Origin of the sequence: Thauera sp., assembly GCF_034003485.1 — a bacterium.
In the GTDB taxonomy this organism is placed as follows: Bacteria; Pseudomonadota; Gammaproteobacteria; order Burkholderiales; family Rhodocyclaceae; genus Thauera.
Genome location: NZ_JAVEYL010000008.1, coordinates 58,378 through 75,546 on the forward strand (window position 1 = coordinate 58,378; position 17,169 = coordinate 75,546).

Annotated in this window: 17 protein-coding genes; 7 read left to right on the forward strand and 10 right to left on the reverse strand. The window is 66.1% G+C overall.

Annotation, left to right across the window (positions count from 1 at the left end; all coding sequences use genetic code 11):
- The first annotated feature begins 8 nt into the window (after positions 1 to 8).
- From RBT54_RS06070 to RBT54_RS06100, 7 genes are all read left to right on the forward strand, one after another.
- Positions 9 to 1,217 (forward strand): cytochrome D1 domain-containing protein, encoded by a 1,209-nt coding sequence (locus tag RBT54_RS06070; RefSeq protein ID WP_320365178.1) that lies wholly within the window; start codon positions 9 to 11, stop codon positions 1,215 to 1,217.
- Positions 1,217 to 2,266, forward strand: coding sequence for an AsnC family transcriptional regulator (locus tag RBT54_RS06075; RefSeq protein ID WP_320365179.1), 1,050 nt, complete (start codon positions 1,217 to 1,219; stop codon positions 2,264 to 2,266). Before RBT54_RS06070 ends, RBT54_RS06075 begins: the two co-directional genes overlap by 1 nt.
- Positions 2,259 to 2,768, forward strand: coding sequence for an Lrp/AsnC family transcriptional regulator (locus RBT54_RS06080; RefSeq protein WP_320365181.1), 510 nt, complete (start codon positions 2,259 to 2,261; stop codon positions 2,766 to 2,768). Before RBT54_RS06075 ends, RBT54_RS06080 begins: the two co-directional genes overlap by 8 nt.
- Before the next feature lie 53 nt (positions 2,769 to 2,821).
- Positions 2,822 to 3,325, forward strand: a complete 504-nt coding sequence (locus tag RBT54_RS06085) for an Lrp/AsnC family transcriptional regulator (RefSeq protein WP_320365332.1) — start codon at positions 2,822 to 2,824, stop codon at positions 3,323 to 3,325.
- Positions 3,326 to 3,438: 113 nt separating this feature from the next.
- On the forward strand, positions 3,439 to 4,647 hold the full coding sequence (gene nirJ / locus RBT54_RS06090) for a heme d1 biosynthesis radical SAM protein NirJ (protein ID WP_320365183.1): 1,209 nt from the start codon (positions 3,439 to 3,441) through the stop codon (positions 4,645 to 4,647).
- Entirely contained in the window at positions 4,644 to 6,284 is a 1,641-nt protein-coding gene (locus tag RBT54_RS06095) for a cytochrome D1 domain-containing protein (RefSeq protein ID WP_320365185.1), read from the forward strand. The genes nirJ and RBT54_RS06095 overlap by 4 nt, the downstream gene beginning before the upstream one ends.
- A gap of 71 nt (positions 6,285 to 6,355) precedes the next feature.
- Positions 6,356 to 7,543: an NnrS family protein gene (locus tag RBT54_RS06100; protein WP_320365187.1), complete on the forward strand. Its 1,188-nt coding sequence runs from the start codon at positions 6,356 to 6,358 to the stop codon at positions 7,541 to 7,543.
- A gap of 62 nt (positions 7,544 to 7,605) precedes the next feature.
- On the opposite strand, the gene RBT54_RS06105 is transcribed toward RBT54_RS06100, so the two are convergent.
- The 10 genes from RBT54_RS06105 to RBT54_RS06150 all read right to left on the reverse strand — a co-directional run bounded on the left by RBT54_RS06105 (position 7,606) and on the right by RBT54_RS06150 (position 17,142).
- Positions 7,606 to 8,412, reverse strand: a complete 807-nt coding sequence (locus RBT54_RS06105; protein ID WP_320365189.1) for an EAL domain-containing protein — start codon at positions 8,410 to 8,412, stop codon at positions 7,606 to 7,608.
- A gap of 129 nt (positions 8,413 to 8,541) precedes the next feature.
- On the reverse strand, positions 8,542 to 9,300 hold the full coding sequence (locus RBT54_RS06110; protein ID WP_320365191.1) for a Crp/Fnr family transcriptional regulator: 759 nt from the start codon (positions 9,298 to 9,300) through the stop codon (positions 8,542 to 8,544).
- Between the two features lie 4 nt (positions 9,301 to 9,304).
- On the reverse strand, positions 9,305 to 11,230 hold the full coding sequence (locus tag RBT54_RS06115; protein WP_320365193.1) for a nitric oxide reductase: 1,926 nt from the start codon (positions 11,228 to 11,230) through the stop codon (positions 9,305 to 9,307).
- Between the two features lie 4 nt (positions 11,231 to 11,234).
- Positions 11,235 to 12,254 (reverse strand): 4Fe-4S binding protein, encoded by a 1,020-nt coding sequence (locus RBT54_RS06120; RefSeq protein WP_320365195.1) that lies wholly within the window; start codon positions 12,252 to 12,254, stop codon positions 11,235 to 11,237.
- Positions 12,255 to 12,268: 14 nt separating this feature from the next.
- Complete coding sequence (locus RBT54_RS06125; RefSeq protein WP_320365197.1) at positions 12,269 to 12,676, reverse strand: hypothetical protein; 408 nt, start codon at positions 12,674 to 12,676, stop codon at positions 12,269 to 12,271.
- Positions 12,677 to 12,696: 20 nt separating this feature from the next.
- Positions 12,697 to 13,497: a CbbQ/NirQ/NorQ/GpvN family protein gene (locus tag RBT54_RS06130; protein WP_320365199.1), complete on the reverse strand. Its 801-nt coding sequence runs from the start codon at positions 13,495 to 13,497 to the stop codon at positions 12,697 to 12,699.
- Positions 13,494 to 13,775, reverse strand: a complete 282-nt coding sequence (locus tag RBT54_RS06135) for a cytochrome C oxidase subunit IV family protein (protein ID WP_320365202.1) — start codon at positions 13,773 to 13,775, stop codon at positions 13,494 to 13,496. Before RBT54_RS06135 ends, RBT54_RS06130 begins: the two co-directional genes overlap by 4 nt.
- Positions 13,776 to 13,785: 10 nt before the next feature.
- The gene (locus RBT54_RS06140) at positions 13,786 to 14,394 is read right to left on the reverse strand and encodes a cytochrome c oxidase subunit 3 family protein (RefSeq protein WP_320365204.1); all 609 of its coding nucleotides are present in this window, start codon (positions 14,392 to 14,394) and stop codon (positions 13,786 to 13,788) included.
- A 45-nt stretch (positions 14,395 to 14,439) separates the two neighbouring features.
- Positions 14,440 to 15,534 carry a type I glyceraldehyde-3-phosphate dehydrogenase gene (locus RBT54_RS06145; protein WP_320365206.1) on the reverse strand — a complete coding sequence of 365 codons (1,095 nt, stop codon included), beginning with the start codon at positions 15,532 to 15,534 and terminating at the stop codon, positions 14,440 to 14,442.
- A gap of 228 nt (positions 15,535 to 15,762) precedes the next feature.
- Entirely contained in the window at positions 15,763 to 17,142 is a 1,380-nt protein-coding gene (locus RBT54_RS06150; protein ID WP_320365208.1) for a cbb3-type cytochrome c oxidase subunit I, read from the reverse strand.
- Positions 17,143 to 17,169: the final 27 nt, after the last annotated feature.

Below are 17,169 nucleotides of genomic sequence, written 5' to 3' on the forward strand. Positions count from 1 at the left end.
GAGTTCTCATGTCTTCCCAGAAAGTTCGTCTAGCGCCGCCCGCGTTGTGGGGCGTGGTCTTGTCCGTGATGGTCGTGCTGCTGTCTGCGTGCTCGACCACGCCACCTGCTGCGCTGCGGGGCTCGGGCGATCTCGGGGTCGTCATCGAGCGTGCCGACGGCAATGTGAAGGTCATCGAGACGACCGGCCGCAGCGTGCTCGAAACCGTCGGCGGTCTGGGCGACCTTTCCCATGCGTCCGTCGTGTTCTCGCGCGATGGGCGTTACGCCTTCGTCTTCGGCCGCGATGGCGGGCTGACCAAGGTGGATCTGCTCGAGCGCAAGATCGCCAGGCGCGTGGTCCAGGCCGGCAACGCCATCGGCGGCTCGATCTCGCACGATGGCAGCCTGGTCGTGGTGCAGAACTACGAGCCGGGCGGCATCAAGGCCTTCGACGCCAACACCCTGGCGCTGGTCGCCGACGTACCGGCGACGACCGAAGATGGCACGCGCTCCAAGGTGGTCGGCCTTGCAGATCTCTCGGGCAAGCGCTTCATCTATTCGCTGTTCGAGGCCGGCGAGATTCGCATCACCGACTTTTCGGACCCTGCAAAGCCGGTCACGCAACGGTTTGCGGGTGGCAAGCAGCCCTATGACGCGCTGGTCACGCCTGACGGGCGCTATTACATCGCCGGCCTGTTCGGCGAGGACGGCCTGGCGCTGATCGACCTGTGGAATCTCGACAAGGGCAGCCGCAAGATCCTGTCCGGCTATGGCCGTGGCGAGCAGCCGCTGCCGGTGTTCAAGATGCCGCATCTGCGCGGCTGGTCGGTGGCTGGTGGCAAGGCGTATCTGCCCGCGATCGGTCGCCACGAGGTGCTGGTGGTGGACACCGACACCTGGGAAGAGGTCGGCCGCATCAAGGTCAAGAGCCAGCCGGTGTTCGCGATGGCGCGTCCCGACGGACGCGAAATCTGGGTGAATTTCGCCTTCCCCGACAACGGCTGGGTGCAGGTGATCGACACCGTCACCGGCACGGTCACCGATACACTGCAGCCCGGGCGCGGCATCCTGCACATGGAGTTCCTGTCCAAGGGGCACGAGGTCTGGCTGTCGGCGCGTGACGACAACAAGGTGGTGATCCTCGATACCGCGACCAAGAAGCGGATCGGCGGATTCGACTCGGCGAGCCCGAGCGGCATCTTCTTCACCACGCGCGCCGCGCGCACGGGATTCTGATGCCGCGCCAGCTCGTCCTGCCGGAAGCGCTCGACGCAACCGACTTCCGCCTGCTCAACGAATGGCAGCGCGACTTCCCGCTCGTCTCGCGGCCTTTCGCGCGCATCGCGGAGGAAGTTGGCGATAGCGAGGAAGCGGTGCTCGCGGCTTACCGGGAGATGATGGGGCAGGGGCTGGTAAGCCGGGTGGGCGCGGTTTTCGCGCCGCGCCGCCTGGGGGCGAGCGCGCTCGCGGCGCTGGCTGCGCCGTCCGAGCGCCTGGAGGAAGTGGCCGCGCGCGTCAGCCGCGACCCCTCGATCAACCATAACTATCAGCGTGAGCACCGCTACAACCTCTGGTTCGTGGTCACCGCAGCCTCGCGCGCGCATCTGGACGAGGTCGTGGCCGGCATCGAGCGCGACACCGGTTGCGCGGTGATCGTGCTGCCGCTGGAAGAGGAGTTCCACATCGACCTCGGCTTCGACCTCAAGGCGGGCGCGCAGGGGCGCAGGGCGCACGGGGCGACCTCGAGCGGCGAGCCGATCGCGATCGCCAACGGCGACGACGGCTGCAAGCTGCCCGCGGTGGAGCGCCAGTTGATTACTGCGCTGCAGGGTGGGCTGGTGCTCGAGCCGCGTCCTTTCGAACGCCTGGCGGCGACGGTGGGGCTGGACGAGACGGCGGTGATCGATCGCATCGAAGGCTGGCTCAATGACGGCCTGATCCGCCGTTTCGGCGTGGTGGTGCGCCATCATGAGCTGGGTCTCGAAGCCAACGCGATGTGCGTCTGGGACGTGCCCGACGACCAGGTGTCCGCGCTCGGTCGCCAGCTCGCGCGCGAAGCGGCGGTGACGCTGTGCTACCGGCGCAGCCGGGTGCAGCCCGACTGGCCCTACAACCTGTTCTGCATGATCCACGGCAGCGCGCGCGAGGAGGTGCTTGCCGCGCGCGAGGAGCTTGGCGCGCGCCTCGGGCTCGACCGTCATCCGCATGAGGTGCTGTTCAGTTGCAAGCGCTTCAAGCAGACCGGCGCGCGTTACCTGGGCGCAAAGGATCTCGTCGATGTCTGAGTCCGGCAAGACGGCGGCCCAGTCTGCGGGCCGGCGCGGTGTGGCCGCGAAACGCGCGCCGGACGACATCGACCGCCGCCTGATCAACGCACTGCAGGGCGAGTTTCCGCTCACCGAGACCCCGTTCGCCGACATCGGTGCCGTGCTCGGCCTCGCCGAGGCGGAGGTCATCGCCCGCCTGCAGTCGCTCCTCGACGACCGCGTGCTCACGCGCTTCGGGCCGATGTTCCAGATCGAGCGCATGGGTGGCGCGTTCTGCCTGGCGGCGATCGCGGTGCCCGAGGCGCGCTGGGCTGAAGTGGTGGAGGCGGTGAATGCCTTTCCGGAGGTCGCGCACAACTATCGCCGCGAGCATGCGCTCAACATGTGGTTCGTGCTCGCCACCGAGACCCGTGATGGCATCGCCGAGTGCGGGCGCCGCATCGAGGCCGCAACCGGGCTCGTGGTGCACCTGTTCCCCAAGGAGCGCGAGTACTTCGTCGAGATGAGGCTGGAGGCGTGATGGCACAGGGTAGCGCGACGCAGGCAGCGGATCTCGCACAATCCGGCTCTCCGATGGCACACGCGGGCGAGCTCGTCGAACTCGACCGCCGCCTGGTGCTCGCCACCCAGGGCGGGCTGCCGCTGGTGCCTCGGCCTTATGCCGCGGTCGCTGCCGGACTCGGCGTGAATGAAGCGCTGGTGCGAGCGCGCCTGGCGGCGATGCTCGCCGATGGCCGCATCCGCCGCATCGGCGCAGTGCCCAACCACTACGCGATCGGCTACACCGCCAACGGCATGAGCGTGTGGGACGTTGACGACGCGGTGATCGATGCGGTGGGCGAACGCGTCGGTGCGCTCGAGTTCGTCACCCACTGCTACCGGCGTCCGCGCCATCTGCCCGACTGGCCGTACAACCTGTTCGCGATGGTGCACGCCGCCAGCCGCGAGGCGGCGCTCGAGCGGGTCGAGGAGATCGCCGCGCTGATCGCGGCCGAGTTTCCCGGCGTCTGCCGCAGCCGCGACGTACTGTTCTCGGCGGGGATCCTGAAGAAGACCGGGCTGCGGATAGGCGGCTGAACGCGCTCGGCAAGCACCGCGCGCGGTCTTGCACCCCTCATCGGCACCCTTGACGCGCATCATTTTCATTCGCGGGCGGCTCGGGTGAAATGGGTGGCATTCAGGAGGCCTCCATGTTCCGCATCTCCCAATTCATCCGTGAGCTCGATCACCCCACGCCGGCCGGCCCGCGCCGCAATCCACCGGGTCCGGTAGTCATCTGGAACCTGATCCGGCGCTGCAACCTCACCTGCGAGCATTGCTACTCGATCTCGGCGGACAAGGACTTCCCGGGTGAGCTGAACACGCAGGAAGTGTTCAAGGTCATGGACGACCTCAAGGCCGCGCGTGTGCCGGTGCTGATCCTTTCCGGCGGCGAGCCCTTGCTGCGCCCCGACATCTTCGACATCGCCCGCCGCGCCAAGGCCATGGGCTTCTACGTCGGCCTGTCGTCCAACGGCACGCTGATCGACGCATCCAACATCGACGCGATCGACGACATCGGCTTCGACTACGTCGGCGTCAGCCTCGACGGCATCGGCGCGACGCACGACCACTTCCGCCGCAAAGAGGGCGCCTTCGTGGCCTCGATGCACGGTATCCGCCTGTGCCGCGAGCGCGGCATCAAGGTCGGTGTCCGCTACACGATGACCGAGGGCAACGCCCACGACCTGCCGGCGCTGTTGAAGCTGGTCGAGGACGAGGCCATCGACAAGTTCTACTTCTCACACCTGAACTACGCCGGGCGCGGCAACAAGAACCGTGCCGGCGATGCGCACCATCGCACTACCCGCGAGGCCATGGAGCTGCTGTTCGAGACCTGCCTCGAGCTGCACCAGCGCGGTATCGACAAGGATTTCGTCACCGGCAACAACGACGCCGACGGCCCCTTCCTGCTGCACTGGGTGCAGCGCCGCTTCCCCGACAAGGCGGCGCACATCGAGGCCAAGCTGCGCCAGTGGGGCGGCAACGCGAGCGGGGTCAATGTCTCCAACATCGACAACCTCGGCATCGTGCACCCCGACACCATGTGGTGGCACGTGCCGCTGGGCAACGTGCGCCAGCGTGCCTTCGGCGAGATCTGGAACGACCTCTCCAACCCGCTGCTCGCCGGTCTGAAGCAGCACCCGCGCAAGCTCGAAGGGCGCTGCGGGGCGTGCAAGTATCTGGACATCTGCAACGGCAGCTCGCGCGTGCGCGCCGAGCAGGTCACCGGCAACCCGTGGGCGGAGGACCCCGCCTGCTATCTCGACGATGACGAGATCGGTGTGAGTGCCGCCGACTACGGCGCCGAGCGCGTCGTCACCACGCCGTGGACCCGCATCAACAAGGTGTCGGCATGAACTTGCGTGTCTCGACCCTGGCCTGCCTGTTCGCGCTGGGTAGTGGTCTGGCGGCCTTGCCCGCCGCCGCATCGCCGGGCAAAGCCGGCGCGCAGCCTGCGACGGCTGAAACCGCCGCCGCCGGCATCGATGTGCCCAAGCTCTACGAGCAACACTGCGCCGCCTGCCACGCGCCCAATCGCCTCGGTGCGATGGGCCCCGCGCTGCTGCCCGACAACCTCGGCCGTTTGCGCAAGACCGAAGCGGTCAAGGTGATCGCCGAGGGCCGCACCGCCACCCAGATGGCCGGCTTCGCCGCGCAACTGAGCCCGGCGGAGATCGCCGCGATCACCGACTGGATCTACACCCCGGTCGTGCCCGAACCGCGCTGGACCGACGACGACATCCGCGCCTCGCGCATCGTCCATGCGGACCCGGCCACGCTGTCGGACAAGCCGGTGTTCGATGCCGATCCGCTCAACCTGTTCCTGGTGGTGGAGGCCGGCGATCATCACGTCAGCGTGCTCGATGGCGACAGACTGGAGCCGATTCACCGCTTCCAGTCTCGCTTTGCATTGCACGGCGGACCGAAGTTTGCCGCCGGGGGGCGTTACGTCTTCTTCGGTTCGCGTGACGGCTGGATCACCAAGTACGATATGTGGAGCGTGAAGGTGGTCGCCGAAGTGCGCGCAGGCATCAACACCCGCAACGTTGCCGTGTCGCCAGACGGAACTCACGTCGCGGTGGCCAATTACCTTCCGCACACCCTGGTGCTGCTCGACGGCGACCTGAACCTGATCAAGGCGATCGAGGCCAAGGACCGTGACGGCAAGATCAGTTCGCGCGTATCTGCCGTGTACGACGCCACTCCTCGCCAGTCCTTCATCGCGGCGCTCAAGGATGTCGCCGAAGTGTGGGAAATCAGCTATACGAAGGCGGTCGAGGACATCCCGATCAGCTACATCCACGACTACACCCAGCGCGAAGGCACGTTCATCCCCGGCTACCTGAACCCGCGCCGTACCATCCTGCAGGAAGTGCTCGACGACTTCTTCTTCACCCAGGATTACTCCGAACTGATGGGTGCCTCGCGTGAAGGCGTGGGTCAGGTGGTGAATCTCGATGTACGCAAGAAGATCGCCAACCTGCCGCTCGACGGCATGCCGCACCTCGGGTCGGGTATCACCTGGGAATGGACCGATCCGGCCGCCGGCCCCGATGCCAAGCCGCGTACGGTGATGGCGAGCACCAACCTGAAGGCGGGCGAGGTCACCGTGATCGACATGAAGACGTGGGAGGTCATCCGCCGCATTCCGACCCGCGGCCCGGGTTTCTTCCTGCGCAGCCACGGCAACAGCCGCTACGCCTTCGTCGACTCGATGATGAGCCCGGAAGCCAAGCACATCCTGCAAGTCATCGACAAGCAGACGCTCGAAGTGGTCAAGGAGATCACCGGCGAGCCCGGCAAGACGCTCGCCCATATCGAATTCACCCGCGACGGGCGCTACGCGCTTGCAAGCCTGTGGGAGGACCAGGGCGCCGTGATCGTCTTCGACGCCCAGACCCTGGAAGAGGTCAAACGCTTGCCGATGCGTAAGCCGGTGGGCAAGTACAACGTGTGGAACAAGATCAGCCGCGAGGAAGGCACCAGTCATTGAGCCCGCCCGCGGGTGGCCGGAGCTGATTCCGACACCGCTTCATCAACCCCGATTGCACGACCGAGAAAAAAATGGCGCTGATTCGCCTCGACGAACCGACAAGTAAACGCATCCCACCTGAAACCTTTTCGCTGTGGGCCCTGGCCTTCCGGCCCTTCTACCTGCTGGCAGCGCTGTTTGCCGCGATCGCCGTGCCGGTGTGGTCGGTCGCCTATTCGGGCGCGATCGAGTTGCCCATGCCCGGCATCTGGTGGCATGCGCACGAGATGATCTTCGGCTTCGCGGTCGCGGTCATCATCGGCTTCCTGTTCACCGCCGGGCGCAACTGGACGGGGCTCGACACCCCCGACGGCAAACCGCTGATGGTCCTTGCTGCGGTATGGCTCGCCGGTCGGCTGGCGATGGCCTTCGGTAGCGGGGTCTGGGTGGCGATCATCGATCTGGCCTTCCTGCCGGTGGCCGCAGGCATGCTGCTGAGGGTGCTGATCAAGGCCAAGAGCAAGCGTAACTACTTCGTCGGCGCGCTGCCCGCCATGCTGGCGCTGGCCAATCTGGTGTTCCATCTCGCTGTGCTCGGGGTGATCGACGCCGATCCGCTGATGGCGATGCATCTGGCGCTTGGCCTGGTCGTGGTGCTGGAGACCATTGTCGGCGGGCGCGTAATTCCGATGTTCACCTTCAATGCGGTACGTGGCATCAAGCAGTGGCGCAACCAGCGCCTCGACTGGGCGGCCGCGATCGCGACCGGTGTGGCGCTGCTGCTGTGGGCGCTCGGCGCCGGAGCGTGGGCGGGTGCAATCTCGCTGCTGGCCGCGACGCTGCAGGCAGTGCGGCTCGGGGGCTGGAATCCGCTGGCTACCCGGGGCCAGCCGATCCTGTGGGTGCTGCACCTTTCTTACCTGTGGATTCCGCTGGGCCTTGCCCTGATCGCCCTGACCCAGTTCGGGGTCGTGCCGCGCTCGGCGGGTGTTCATGCGCTGGCGATCGGTGCCACCGGCGGGCTCATCATCGGCATGATCACGCGCACTTCGCTCGGCCACACCGGTCGCATGCTGGTGGCGGGGCGGATCGAGACGGCCGCCTACGCGCTCGTGCTGATCGCCGCGCTGGTGCGCGTGGTGACGGTCGCATTGATCCCCGCGGCGCAGCTCGGCGGCGTGCATGCCGCGGCGACGCTGTGGTCGCTCGCGTTCCTGCTCTACCTCTGGCGCTACACACCGTTCCTGATGCGGGCACGGGTGGACGGCAAGGAAGGTTGAGGCCGGGCGGCGGTGGGGCGGGCCCGCGGGGTTGGAACTGGCCAACCGTCGCCGCTCGGCTGTTACGCCGCGAGCAGGCGGGCGAGTACGCCGGGGTCGGGTGCAGGCAGGGTCTCGAAACCCGGCCGTGCGTAGACGTAGCCCTGTTGCAGGCTGATGCCCATGTCGGCGAGGCAGCGTGCCTCGCCGAGGGTTTCGACCCCCTCCGCGATCAGTGTGCAGGGCAGTTCGGCAGCGAGCTGGATCAGATGGCGCACGATCAACCGACGTCGGGGATCCTGATCGATGTTGCGGATCAGATTCATGTCCAGCTTCAAGGTGTCGGGCTGGAAGTGGGTGAGCAGGTTGAGACCCGCATAGCCCGCGCCGAAGTCGTCGATCGCGGTGGCAAAGCCGATCGCCCGGTACTCCTCGACAATGCGGCGCAGATGCCCGTCGTTGCGGACTTCCTCGACTTCGGTGATCTCGAACTGCAGCCGGTTGAGCGGGAAGCCCACCCGGTTTGCCGCCTCGATGGTGGCCCGAATGCAGGCGCGCGGCTCATAGACTGCGTTGGGCAGGAAATTGATGCTCAGCATTGTCGACATCCCGAGCTGGTGGGCGAGTTCGATCGCACGTGTGCGGCAGCGCTGATCGAACTGGTAACGATTGTCGTCCGTCACCTGGGACAGCACGGTCGCTGCGCCCTCGCCGTTGAGGCCACGCACCAGCGCCTCCCATCCCCACACCGCGCCCGAGGCGAGATCGACAATCGGCTGAAAGGCCATGCTGAAATCGAAGGGCAGGGGTTCCAGCGTGCGGCAGCGGCCACAGTCGGGAGTTTCGCGTGCAGGCAGCAGGGGGTGAAGCGGGAATTCCTTGTCCGTCATCGGCGCAGCCTTCGTGGAGAAACTTGCGAACACACTATTGGCTGAGCCCGGTGCGGGTCAAGGGCGGAAATCACGCATGAACTCACACCCGCGGCCGCTATCCTGATGCGCGCACGACCTGCGGCCAGTTCAGCCCAGACTCTTGCGCAGCTTGCCGATATCGGGGATGTGGATCGTGCGGCCTTCGACCTGGATCAGTCCGGTATTGGTCAGCTCATGCAGGATTCTCGAGAAATGTTCCTGCGTGAGGTTGAGGCGGGAGGCGATCGTGCCCTTGCTGGTCGGTAGCCGGATCGAGACCTGGCCCTCGGCGACGCCTTCGCCTTCACGCTCTTCCTCACGCAGCAGGTAGCCGATCACGCGTTCGCGACCCGAACGCAGCGAGTAGCTCTCGACGTCCGCCATGAGGTGATGCAGGCGCTGGGCCAGGCCGGCGATGATCTTGCGGCAGAAGAGCGGATCGCCCGCCATCTCCTCGAAGAACATCTGCTTGCCGATGTGCAGCAGCGTCGCATCGCTCAAGGCCTGAGCCATGACCACGTAGGGCTTGTCCATGAACATCACGGCCTCGCCAAAGCTCTTGCCCGGGTAGAGGATGTCGACGACCTTCTCGTTGCCGTCGGCCGACGTGAAGGCGAGCTTGACCTGACCGCTCAGGATCAGATGGAAGCCGTTGCAGGGGTCGCCGCGGTGAAAGAGGATGTCGCCCTTGGCCACCTTGAGCTCACGGACGCCGCGCGCAAAGCGCGCGATGTCGGAACAGGCGAGCCCGTTGAACAGCGCCGCCTGGCCGAGCAGCCGACACAGACGGTCCAGCTCGGGGGTGGAGGGATCGTCCGGCGAGGCACTCTGGAGTACCTCCCGGCACACAGTGTCGCAGGGGTTCATGGCGTCAACGCGTGAGCTGGGCATAGAACATCGGCAGGCGGGCGGGCAGTTCGTCCGGCTGGCGGATGACCGCAAAACCGGCCGGACCGAACAGGTGGGGTAGATAACTGGCGCCCTCGCGGTCGATGGTGACGCAAAAGGGCACGACGCCTCGGTTGCGCGCTTCGACCACAGCGACTCGGGTGTCCTCGATGCCGTAGCGGCCATCGTAGAGGTCGAGGTCGTTGGGTTTGCCGTCGGACAGGATGAGCAGGATGCGGCGTGCGGCAGTCTGTTTTTCCAGCACACTCGTCGAGTGGCGGATGGCAGCGCCCAGGCGGGTGTAATACCCGGGCTTGATGGCCATGATGCGGCCGCGGGCCTTGTCGTCGAATCGCTGGTTGAAATCCTTCAGGCGGTGAAAGCGCACGTTGCTGCGCTTGACCGAGGAGAAGCCGCACAACGCGAAGCTGTCTCCGGTGGCGAGCAGCGCTTCGCCAAACAGCAGCAGCGAGTCGCGGATGACATCGATGACGCGGGCCTCGGAAGAGATCCAGGCGTCGGTCGAGAGCGACAGGTCCGCCAGCGCCAGGCAGGCGAGGTCGCGCTCGCGTTTTTCCAGCGACAGGTAGAGCTGGTCGGAGGGGTGGTGGCCGATGGCGCGATCGGTTGTGGCGCGCACGACGGCATCGATGTCGAGCTCGCCACCGTCGGTCTGGGCCTTGAGCCAGCGCCGGCCGGGGGTCAGCGCGGCGAACTGGCGATGCAGCCGGCGTGCGGTGCGGCGCAGGTGCTCGGGTAGCGGGGAGGGCGCGGCGCGGAGGTCGTGTACCGAAGGGGTCAACTCGATCAGGCGGACGTGGTCCTCGCGCAGCAGGCTCTTGCGGTAGTCCCACTCCGGCAGCGGAATGCCTTCACCGAGCGCGACGTCGTCCTCGGCGGCAGAGGGCAGGTCGAGATCGAAGCGCACCTTGGAGGCGACGCGTTCGCCATCGCGGGTGATCGAAAGCTGCTCGAGGTTGGCTGCGGCGTCGGCGGCGTTGTCCTCGGGGTCGTCGTCGGTGCTGCGCTTGACCTTGATGAACTCCGCTACCGACAACAGGCTCTCGGCACGGAATGGAATGATCATGCCGTGCTTTTCGGGGGCGTTTTCCTGGCGATCGACCCGATGCGCCTGCTCGCTGGTGTCGCGGCCGGGCTTGCTCTTGCCGGCCTCGCCGGCCTCTCCGCCGCTCCCCATGCCGGTGAGGCCGCCTTGTTGCGCGCCGCGAAAGTCGCTCAGCCACAGCAGCATGGGCTGGGTGGCCTTGGCCTTGGGCGGCAGCGGGGGAAGGGCGGCGACGCTGCCTGGCGCATGCAGGGCCTGACGCAGCAATTGCTCACGGGCCGCCTCGGCGGGCGGGAGTTTTTCGAGCTTTGGGCGCTGGGCGATCACTGCGTCGACCAGGCGGCGATATCGGGTCTCGATGCCGGGCCAGCGTTGAAGTGCGCGCAGGGTGGCGCGCTGGTTCTCGCGCAGCTCCCGGGATGCCGGGGCGTCGAACCCGCCCTCGGGCAGCGGGGCAAGGGCCGCATCGGCTGCGGCATCGGCCGCGGGCTCGCCCGCGGCATGGCCCGCAGCGAGCGCGGCGAGCCAGAGGTACAGGTCGCGGTTGAGGCCACGTTCGGGCAAGGCGTCGATCTCGGGCGGCAAGCGCAGCGTGGCGATGTCCATGCGGCCGCGGGAAATGCGCTCGTCGGCGCCGGCGATGCGCTGTAGCAGGCTGCGACGCGCGCCGTGACCGTCTGCGGTCGCGGCCGCGACGCGCAGGCCGGGGTCGCCACCGAGTGCGCGGAAAAATACGCCGGCGACCTTTTCGATCTCCTTGAGCTTGACGGCGGCCTTGGGAAAATGTCCGCCGGCTGCACGGGTGATCAGGCGGTGCCAGAGCAGGCCTACGGTTTCTTCCATGGTTCTAGTGATCCTTGAGTGCGCGGAATCCGGCTTCGTTCTGACGCGCAGCCTCGTCGGCAACCCAGGTCAGCAGCGGGCCGTCGGGGTTGCGTGTCTGAGTCTGGGCGCAGGCGTCGATGCACTGCCGGCACTGGGTGCAGGTGAACATGTGGCGCTTGATGTTGCGCGGGCGCAGCCGCATCGGGCACACCGCATCACAAGCGGACTGGCGGTCGGGCAGGCAGGTGGCGCAGTCGGTGGCGCGGTCGCGCTTGAACCCTACGACCATGGCGTTCTTGTTGCCCATCCATGCGAGGCTCTGGAACAGGCCGACCGCACACACGAAGCGACAGAACAGGTGGCGGGCGAACAGGAACTCCAGGCTCAACACCACGGTGGCGGCGGTGATGAAGGTGAACTGGTTGCGGGTGAGGTCGCCGCTGAAAAGGTTGCCATAGACCTCTGCGGGCGGAAGCAGGTAGGTCAGCAACACCACGGCCCACAAGAAGGCAAACGCCACCGCGGCTGGTACGACAATGCCCCACCAGCGTGCGTCCACCTTGGCGCGGGTTCCGTCCGGCTTCCAGGCCGGCAGGCGGTGATGTTCCCACACGGTCGGTTTGCCCGAGGCCCGCGCCATCAGGCGATTGATGGTTTCCACAACGGAAAAATGCGGGCACAGCCAGCCGCAATACAGCCGACCCCAGCGCCAGGCGACGCCGATGACCAGCGCCGCGACACCGAGCAGGGGCACGAAAAGGTTGACGATGATGCTGCCCGCGGCCTGGAGCGCGTTCGCCTCGCCGGCCAGGAAGGGGTCGAGACCGAGGCGCCACTCCATGCCGAGGAGCCAGGCATGGTCGGCGTTGAGGTCGTAGCGGAACAGGTCGAAGACGGGTGCCAGGATGAACAGCACGAAAAACCCGCCCTGCAGCGCCCAACGCAAGCGCTGCGGGCGCTGCGGCTTGACCGGGGCGAGACCGTCCGTCAGCGCGATCGGGATCACGCGGCGCGGCGCTGAGGTGGCGGGCGGCGGGGTCATGGTGTCGGGCCGGCCTAGCCGTGCTCGCGCGGACCGAAGACGGGGAAGCGCCAGGTGCGGCCGTTGATTGCGCGCGACAGCCCGGCGACGCCGAGCAGGATCAGGCTCGAATGGACGAAGGTGAAGTACAGCACGCCGATGACCCAGGTCCATGGGTTGTCAAAACCGCCGAGCATGAAGATGGCGACACTGATCACGACCAGCAGCAGTCCGCCCCAGATGCAGGTCCAGCCGGTCTGGCGCAGATGGTTGCGCACAAGGGGGTCGGGGTGATCGCGATGCATCGCCCACAGCACCATCAGCGCAAGAAAGGCCAGCCCGGGCAGCAGCATCAGGTTGATCAGGAACAGCGCCTCGGCCACCACCGCCAGGTGCGGGCCGGGCATGACGTGCTTGAGAGGGTCGGGACGGTCGATGGACATGCGGCGCTCCGGGGGTGGCGTCAGCGGCCGAAGGTCGCGGCGACGACTTCCATGAGGCCTTCTGCGACCTCGGGGTCGTCGGTCAGGCTTTCGACAATGCCGACGCGACATGCCGCGACCGGATCCATGCCGTCCTTGATCAGCAACGCGGCATAGACGAGCAGGCGGGTGCTGGCCGACTCTTCCAGATCGCGATCCTTGAGCGAGCGCAGCGCGCCGGCGATGGCCACGAGGCGCCTGGCCAGATCTGGCGGGCAGGCGGCTTCGCCGATCAGCACGGACTCTTCCTGCTCGGGGCGGGGGAAGTCGAAGCGCATGCTGACGAAGCGCTGCCGGGTCGAGGGCTTCATGCCCTTCAACAGGTTCTGGTAGCCGGGGTTGTACGACACCACCAGCATGAAACTGCGCGGCGCCTCGAGCACCTCGCCGGTGCGGTCGATCGGCAGGATGCGGCGATCGTCGGCAAGTGGGTGCAGCACCACGGTGGTGTCCTTGCGCGCTTCGACGACTTCGTCGAGGTAGCAGATGCCGCCTTCGCGCACTGCGCGGGTGAGCGGTCCGTCACACCACACCGTCTTCCCGTCGCCGATCAGGTGGCGGCCGACGAGGTCGGCGGCGGTGAGGTCGTCGTGGCAGGCCACCGTGTACAGGGGCAGGCCGAGCCGGGCCGCCATGTGCGCGACGAAACGGGTCTTTCCGCAACCGGTCGGGCCCTTGATCAGCAACGGCAGGCGGTTCCGCCAGGCGTGCTCGAACACGCTCACTTCATCGCCCGCCGGCTGATAGAAAGGGATGTCGAGGTTGGGGGTGTCAGGCTTCATTGTGCGAGTCCCTTGATGTAAGCGATGGCGATGACGGCCCAGACCAGAATCATCCAGCCCATGGTGATGGCGCGCCACAGCAGCGGCGCGTGACGCAGCGCCATGAAGTCGAGAATGATGACCGCGCCTTTCCAGAAAGAGATGACGGCGAGCGCGGCGACGCCCCAGCGCCCGGTCTCGCCCAGGGCGCCAATGCTCCAGGTGAGGATCGTGGCAAGGATCAGCGTGGCCCACAGGATCGTGGAGCCCTTGGAAGTGCCGTGCACATTGGTGCTCATGGTGGGCGCCTCAGTGAATGACGTAAACGAGTGGGAACAGGATCAGCCACACCAGATCGACCATGTGCCAGTAGGCGGCGCCGGTCTCCAGGCCGTTCATGTCGCCGGGGCGGTAGCGGCCCTGGCGCGCGCCGTTCCACATCGCGACCAGGATCACCAGGCCAAGGATCACGTGCATGAAGTGGAAGAAGGTGAGCGACAGGTAAAACATGTGAAACGGGCTGCTCGACAGGCTGATGTTGTGCTCGAAGGCGGCTGCATATTCGGTGAGCTTGACGATGACGAAGCCGAAGCCGGTGAGGATCGCCCCGAGCAGCCAGTTGGCGGCCTGTCGCGAGGCCTCGCGCTCGGCGGCTTGCACCGCACGCACGACGAAGTAGCTCGCAGTGAGCAGCAGGATGGTGTTGATTGCGCCGGCGTGCCGGTTCAGCTCGGCCTGTTCGGCGTTGAACAGTTCGATGTGGTTGGCGCGCGTGAAGGCGTAGGCGGCAAAGAACACGCCAAAGGCCAGCAGTTCGGCGAGGATGAAAATCCAGATCGCCAGGTCGCCGGCGAGGCGAGGACCCTGTCCGGACGCCGTCGCCGGGGGCAGGGAAAGGGGAGCGCTTGTCGTTTCCATCCGTGGCAGTCTAGGCAAGCGCACACGGTTTTAACTTGATCGTGGTTAATTGGATTCCTGCTCGGGCGGCGCACCCGCCGTGATGCCGAGCCAGTGCCGGGTCACATCCACCATGCGGCTGGCGAAGCCCCACTCATTGTCGAACCACACCAGCAGATTCACCATGCGTGCCCCGATGCTCCGAGTCTGGCTGCCGTCGACGATGGCCGAGTGAGGGTCGTGGTTGAAGTCGATCGAAGCGTGGGCTTCGTCGGAGTAGGCGATCAGGCCGTGGTAACAGCTCTCGGCCGCAGCGCGCAGCAGGCGGTTGACCTCACCCGGCTCGATGTCGCGGGCGAGCGTAAGCACCATGTCAATTGCCGAGACGTTGTGCGTTGGCACCCGGATTGCCTTGGCCTTGACTCGACCGGCGAGGCTGGGCAGCAGGCGCTCCACGCCGCGCGCCAGCCCGGTCGATACCGGGATGATCGACTGCATCGCCGAGCGCGTGCGACGCAGGTCGGTGTGATGGTAGCCGTCGATCAGGGGCTGGTCGTTCATGGCCGAGTGCAGCGTGGTGAGCAGCGCCTGCTCGATCCCGATCTCGCGATGCAGGAGGTCGAGCACCGGCACGACCGCATTGGTGGTGCACGACGCGTTCGATACCAGGCCTTCGCCGCCGTCGAGCCGGGCGTGGTTCACCCCGAACACGACGGTGGCGTCGACATCCTCGGCGCCGTTGCCCGGGTGGGAGAGCAAAAGTCTGGGGCAGCCAGCACTCAGGAAACGCGTCAGTTCGCTGCGGCTGCCGTACTGGCCGGAACACTCGACGATCAGATCGATGTCGAGCGCGGCCCAATCGACTTCTTCGGGTGTGCGTGCATGCGAGACGACGATCGCCTGGTTGTTGACGATCAGCGTGTCCTCAGTGCAGTCCACAGCGCCGGGGAAACGCCCGTGGGTGGAGTCGAAGCGGGTGAGGTAAGCGATGCTGGCAAGGTCGGCGGGCTCGTTGATTGCCACCACGCGGAAGTGCTCGCCCAGCCCGGCCTCGTGCAGGGCGCGCAGGTAGCAACGGCCGATCCGGCCGTAGCCGTTGATCGCGATCCGAAAGACAGGACGGGAAGCCGTGGAGGCAGGTAGGGCGTTGGAAGCGGGCACGGCGTACTCGGGGCAGGCGGAAAGCGGGGCGGGCGGAAAGAAGCGGCGCGTCGGGCCGCGGCAGGCCGCTATTCTAGCGGGCGGCTGGGGCCGCTCCGCCAGGAGGAGCAAAAATCCTTCCCCGTGGTGCCGGTTGCGGGCGGAAAGACAAAAAAAAGGGCGGCTCTCGCCGCCCCAACCCCTTCCCCTGGATCGCCCAGGAGTTGCTACCCATGCACCCGGTAAATATCAGGCCTTGACTGCCTTGCTCTCGCCCTTGATGAAGAAGCTGGCAAGGTAGGTCAGCAGCCCGATGAAGAACATCACGCCCGCCCATTCACGCATCCAGTAGAACAGCGTGAGCTGGTCCTGGGTGGCCATGAACGACATCGGGGTGTCGGACACGCGCTGCAGCCAGACCTGGAGGATGCCGGCGGCGGTCAGGAACAGGGTGATGAACACCATCGCGATGGTCATCAGCCAGAACGACCACATCTCGACGACCTGTGCCTTCTCGCTGTTCGCCGCACGACCACGCAGGATCGGCATGGCGTAGCTGATGATGGTGATGACGACCATCACGTAGGCACCATAGAAGGCCATGTGACCGTGAGCGGCGGTGATCTGCGAGCCGTGGGTGAAGTAGTTCACCGGAGCCAGGGTGTGCAGGAAGCCCCACACGCCAGCGCCCAGGAAGGCCATCACACCGGTGCCCAGCGCCCACAGAACGGCAGCCTTGTTCGGATGCTCGCGGCGGCGACGGTTCACCATGTTGAAGGCGAACACGGTCATGGCGAAGAACGGGATCGGCTCCAGCGCGGAGAAGATCGAACCCCACCACTGCCAGTACTCCGGCGTACCGATCCAGAAGTAGTGGTGACCGGTGCCGATGATGCCGGTGACGAGCGCCAGGGTGATGATCACGTACAGCCACTTCTCGATGACTTCGCGGTCGACCCCGGTGACCTTGATCAGCACGAAGGCGAGCAGCGCAGCCATGATCAGTTCCCACACGCCTTCCACCCAAAGGTGAACCACCCACCACCAGTAGAACTTGTCGCGGACGAGGTTGACCGGGTTGTAGAAGGAGAACAGGAAGAAGATCGCCAGACCCCACAGACCGAGCAGCAGCACGATGCTGATGACGGTCTTGCGGCCCTTCAGCATGGTCATCGTGATGTTGAACAGGAAGGCGAGTGCGACCACGACGATGCCGACCTTCGTTGGCAAGGGCTGCTCGAGGAACTCTCGACCCATGGTGGCGAGGAGGTCGTTACCGGTCATTGACGCCAGCGTGCTGTAGGGCACGAGCAGGTAGCCGAGGATGGTGGCAGCGCCAGCGACGAGGAAGACCCAGAACAGCAGCAGCGCCAGCTTCGGGCTGTACAGTTCGGTCTCGGTCTCTTCAGGCACGAGGTAGTAAGCCGCTCCCATGAAGCCGAACAGCAGCCACACGATCAGCAGGTTGGTGTGAACCATGCGCGCCACGTTGAACGGGATCTCCGGAAAAAGGAAATCGCCGACCACGTACTGCAGGCCCATGATCAGACCGAAGATGATTTGCCCCACGAAAAGCCCGATCGCCGCTATGAAGTAGGGCATGGCGACCGCTTGTGATTTGTATTGCATGAAAGATCCCCTTGTGGTCTCCAGGTT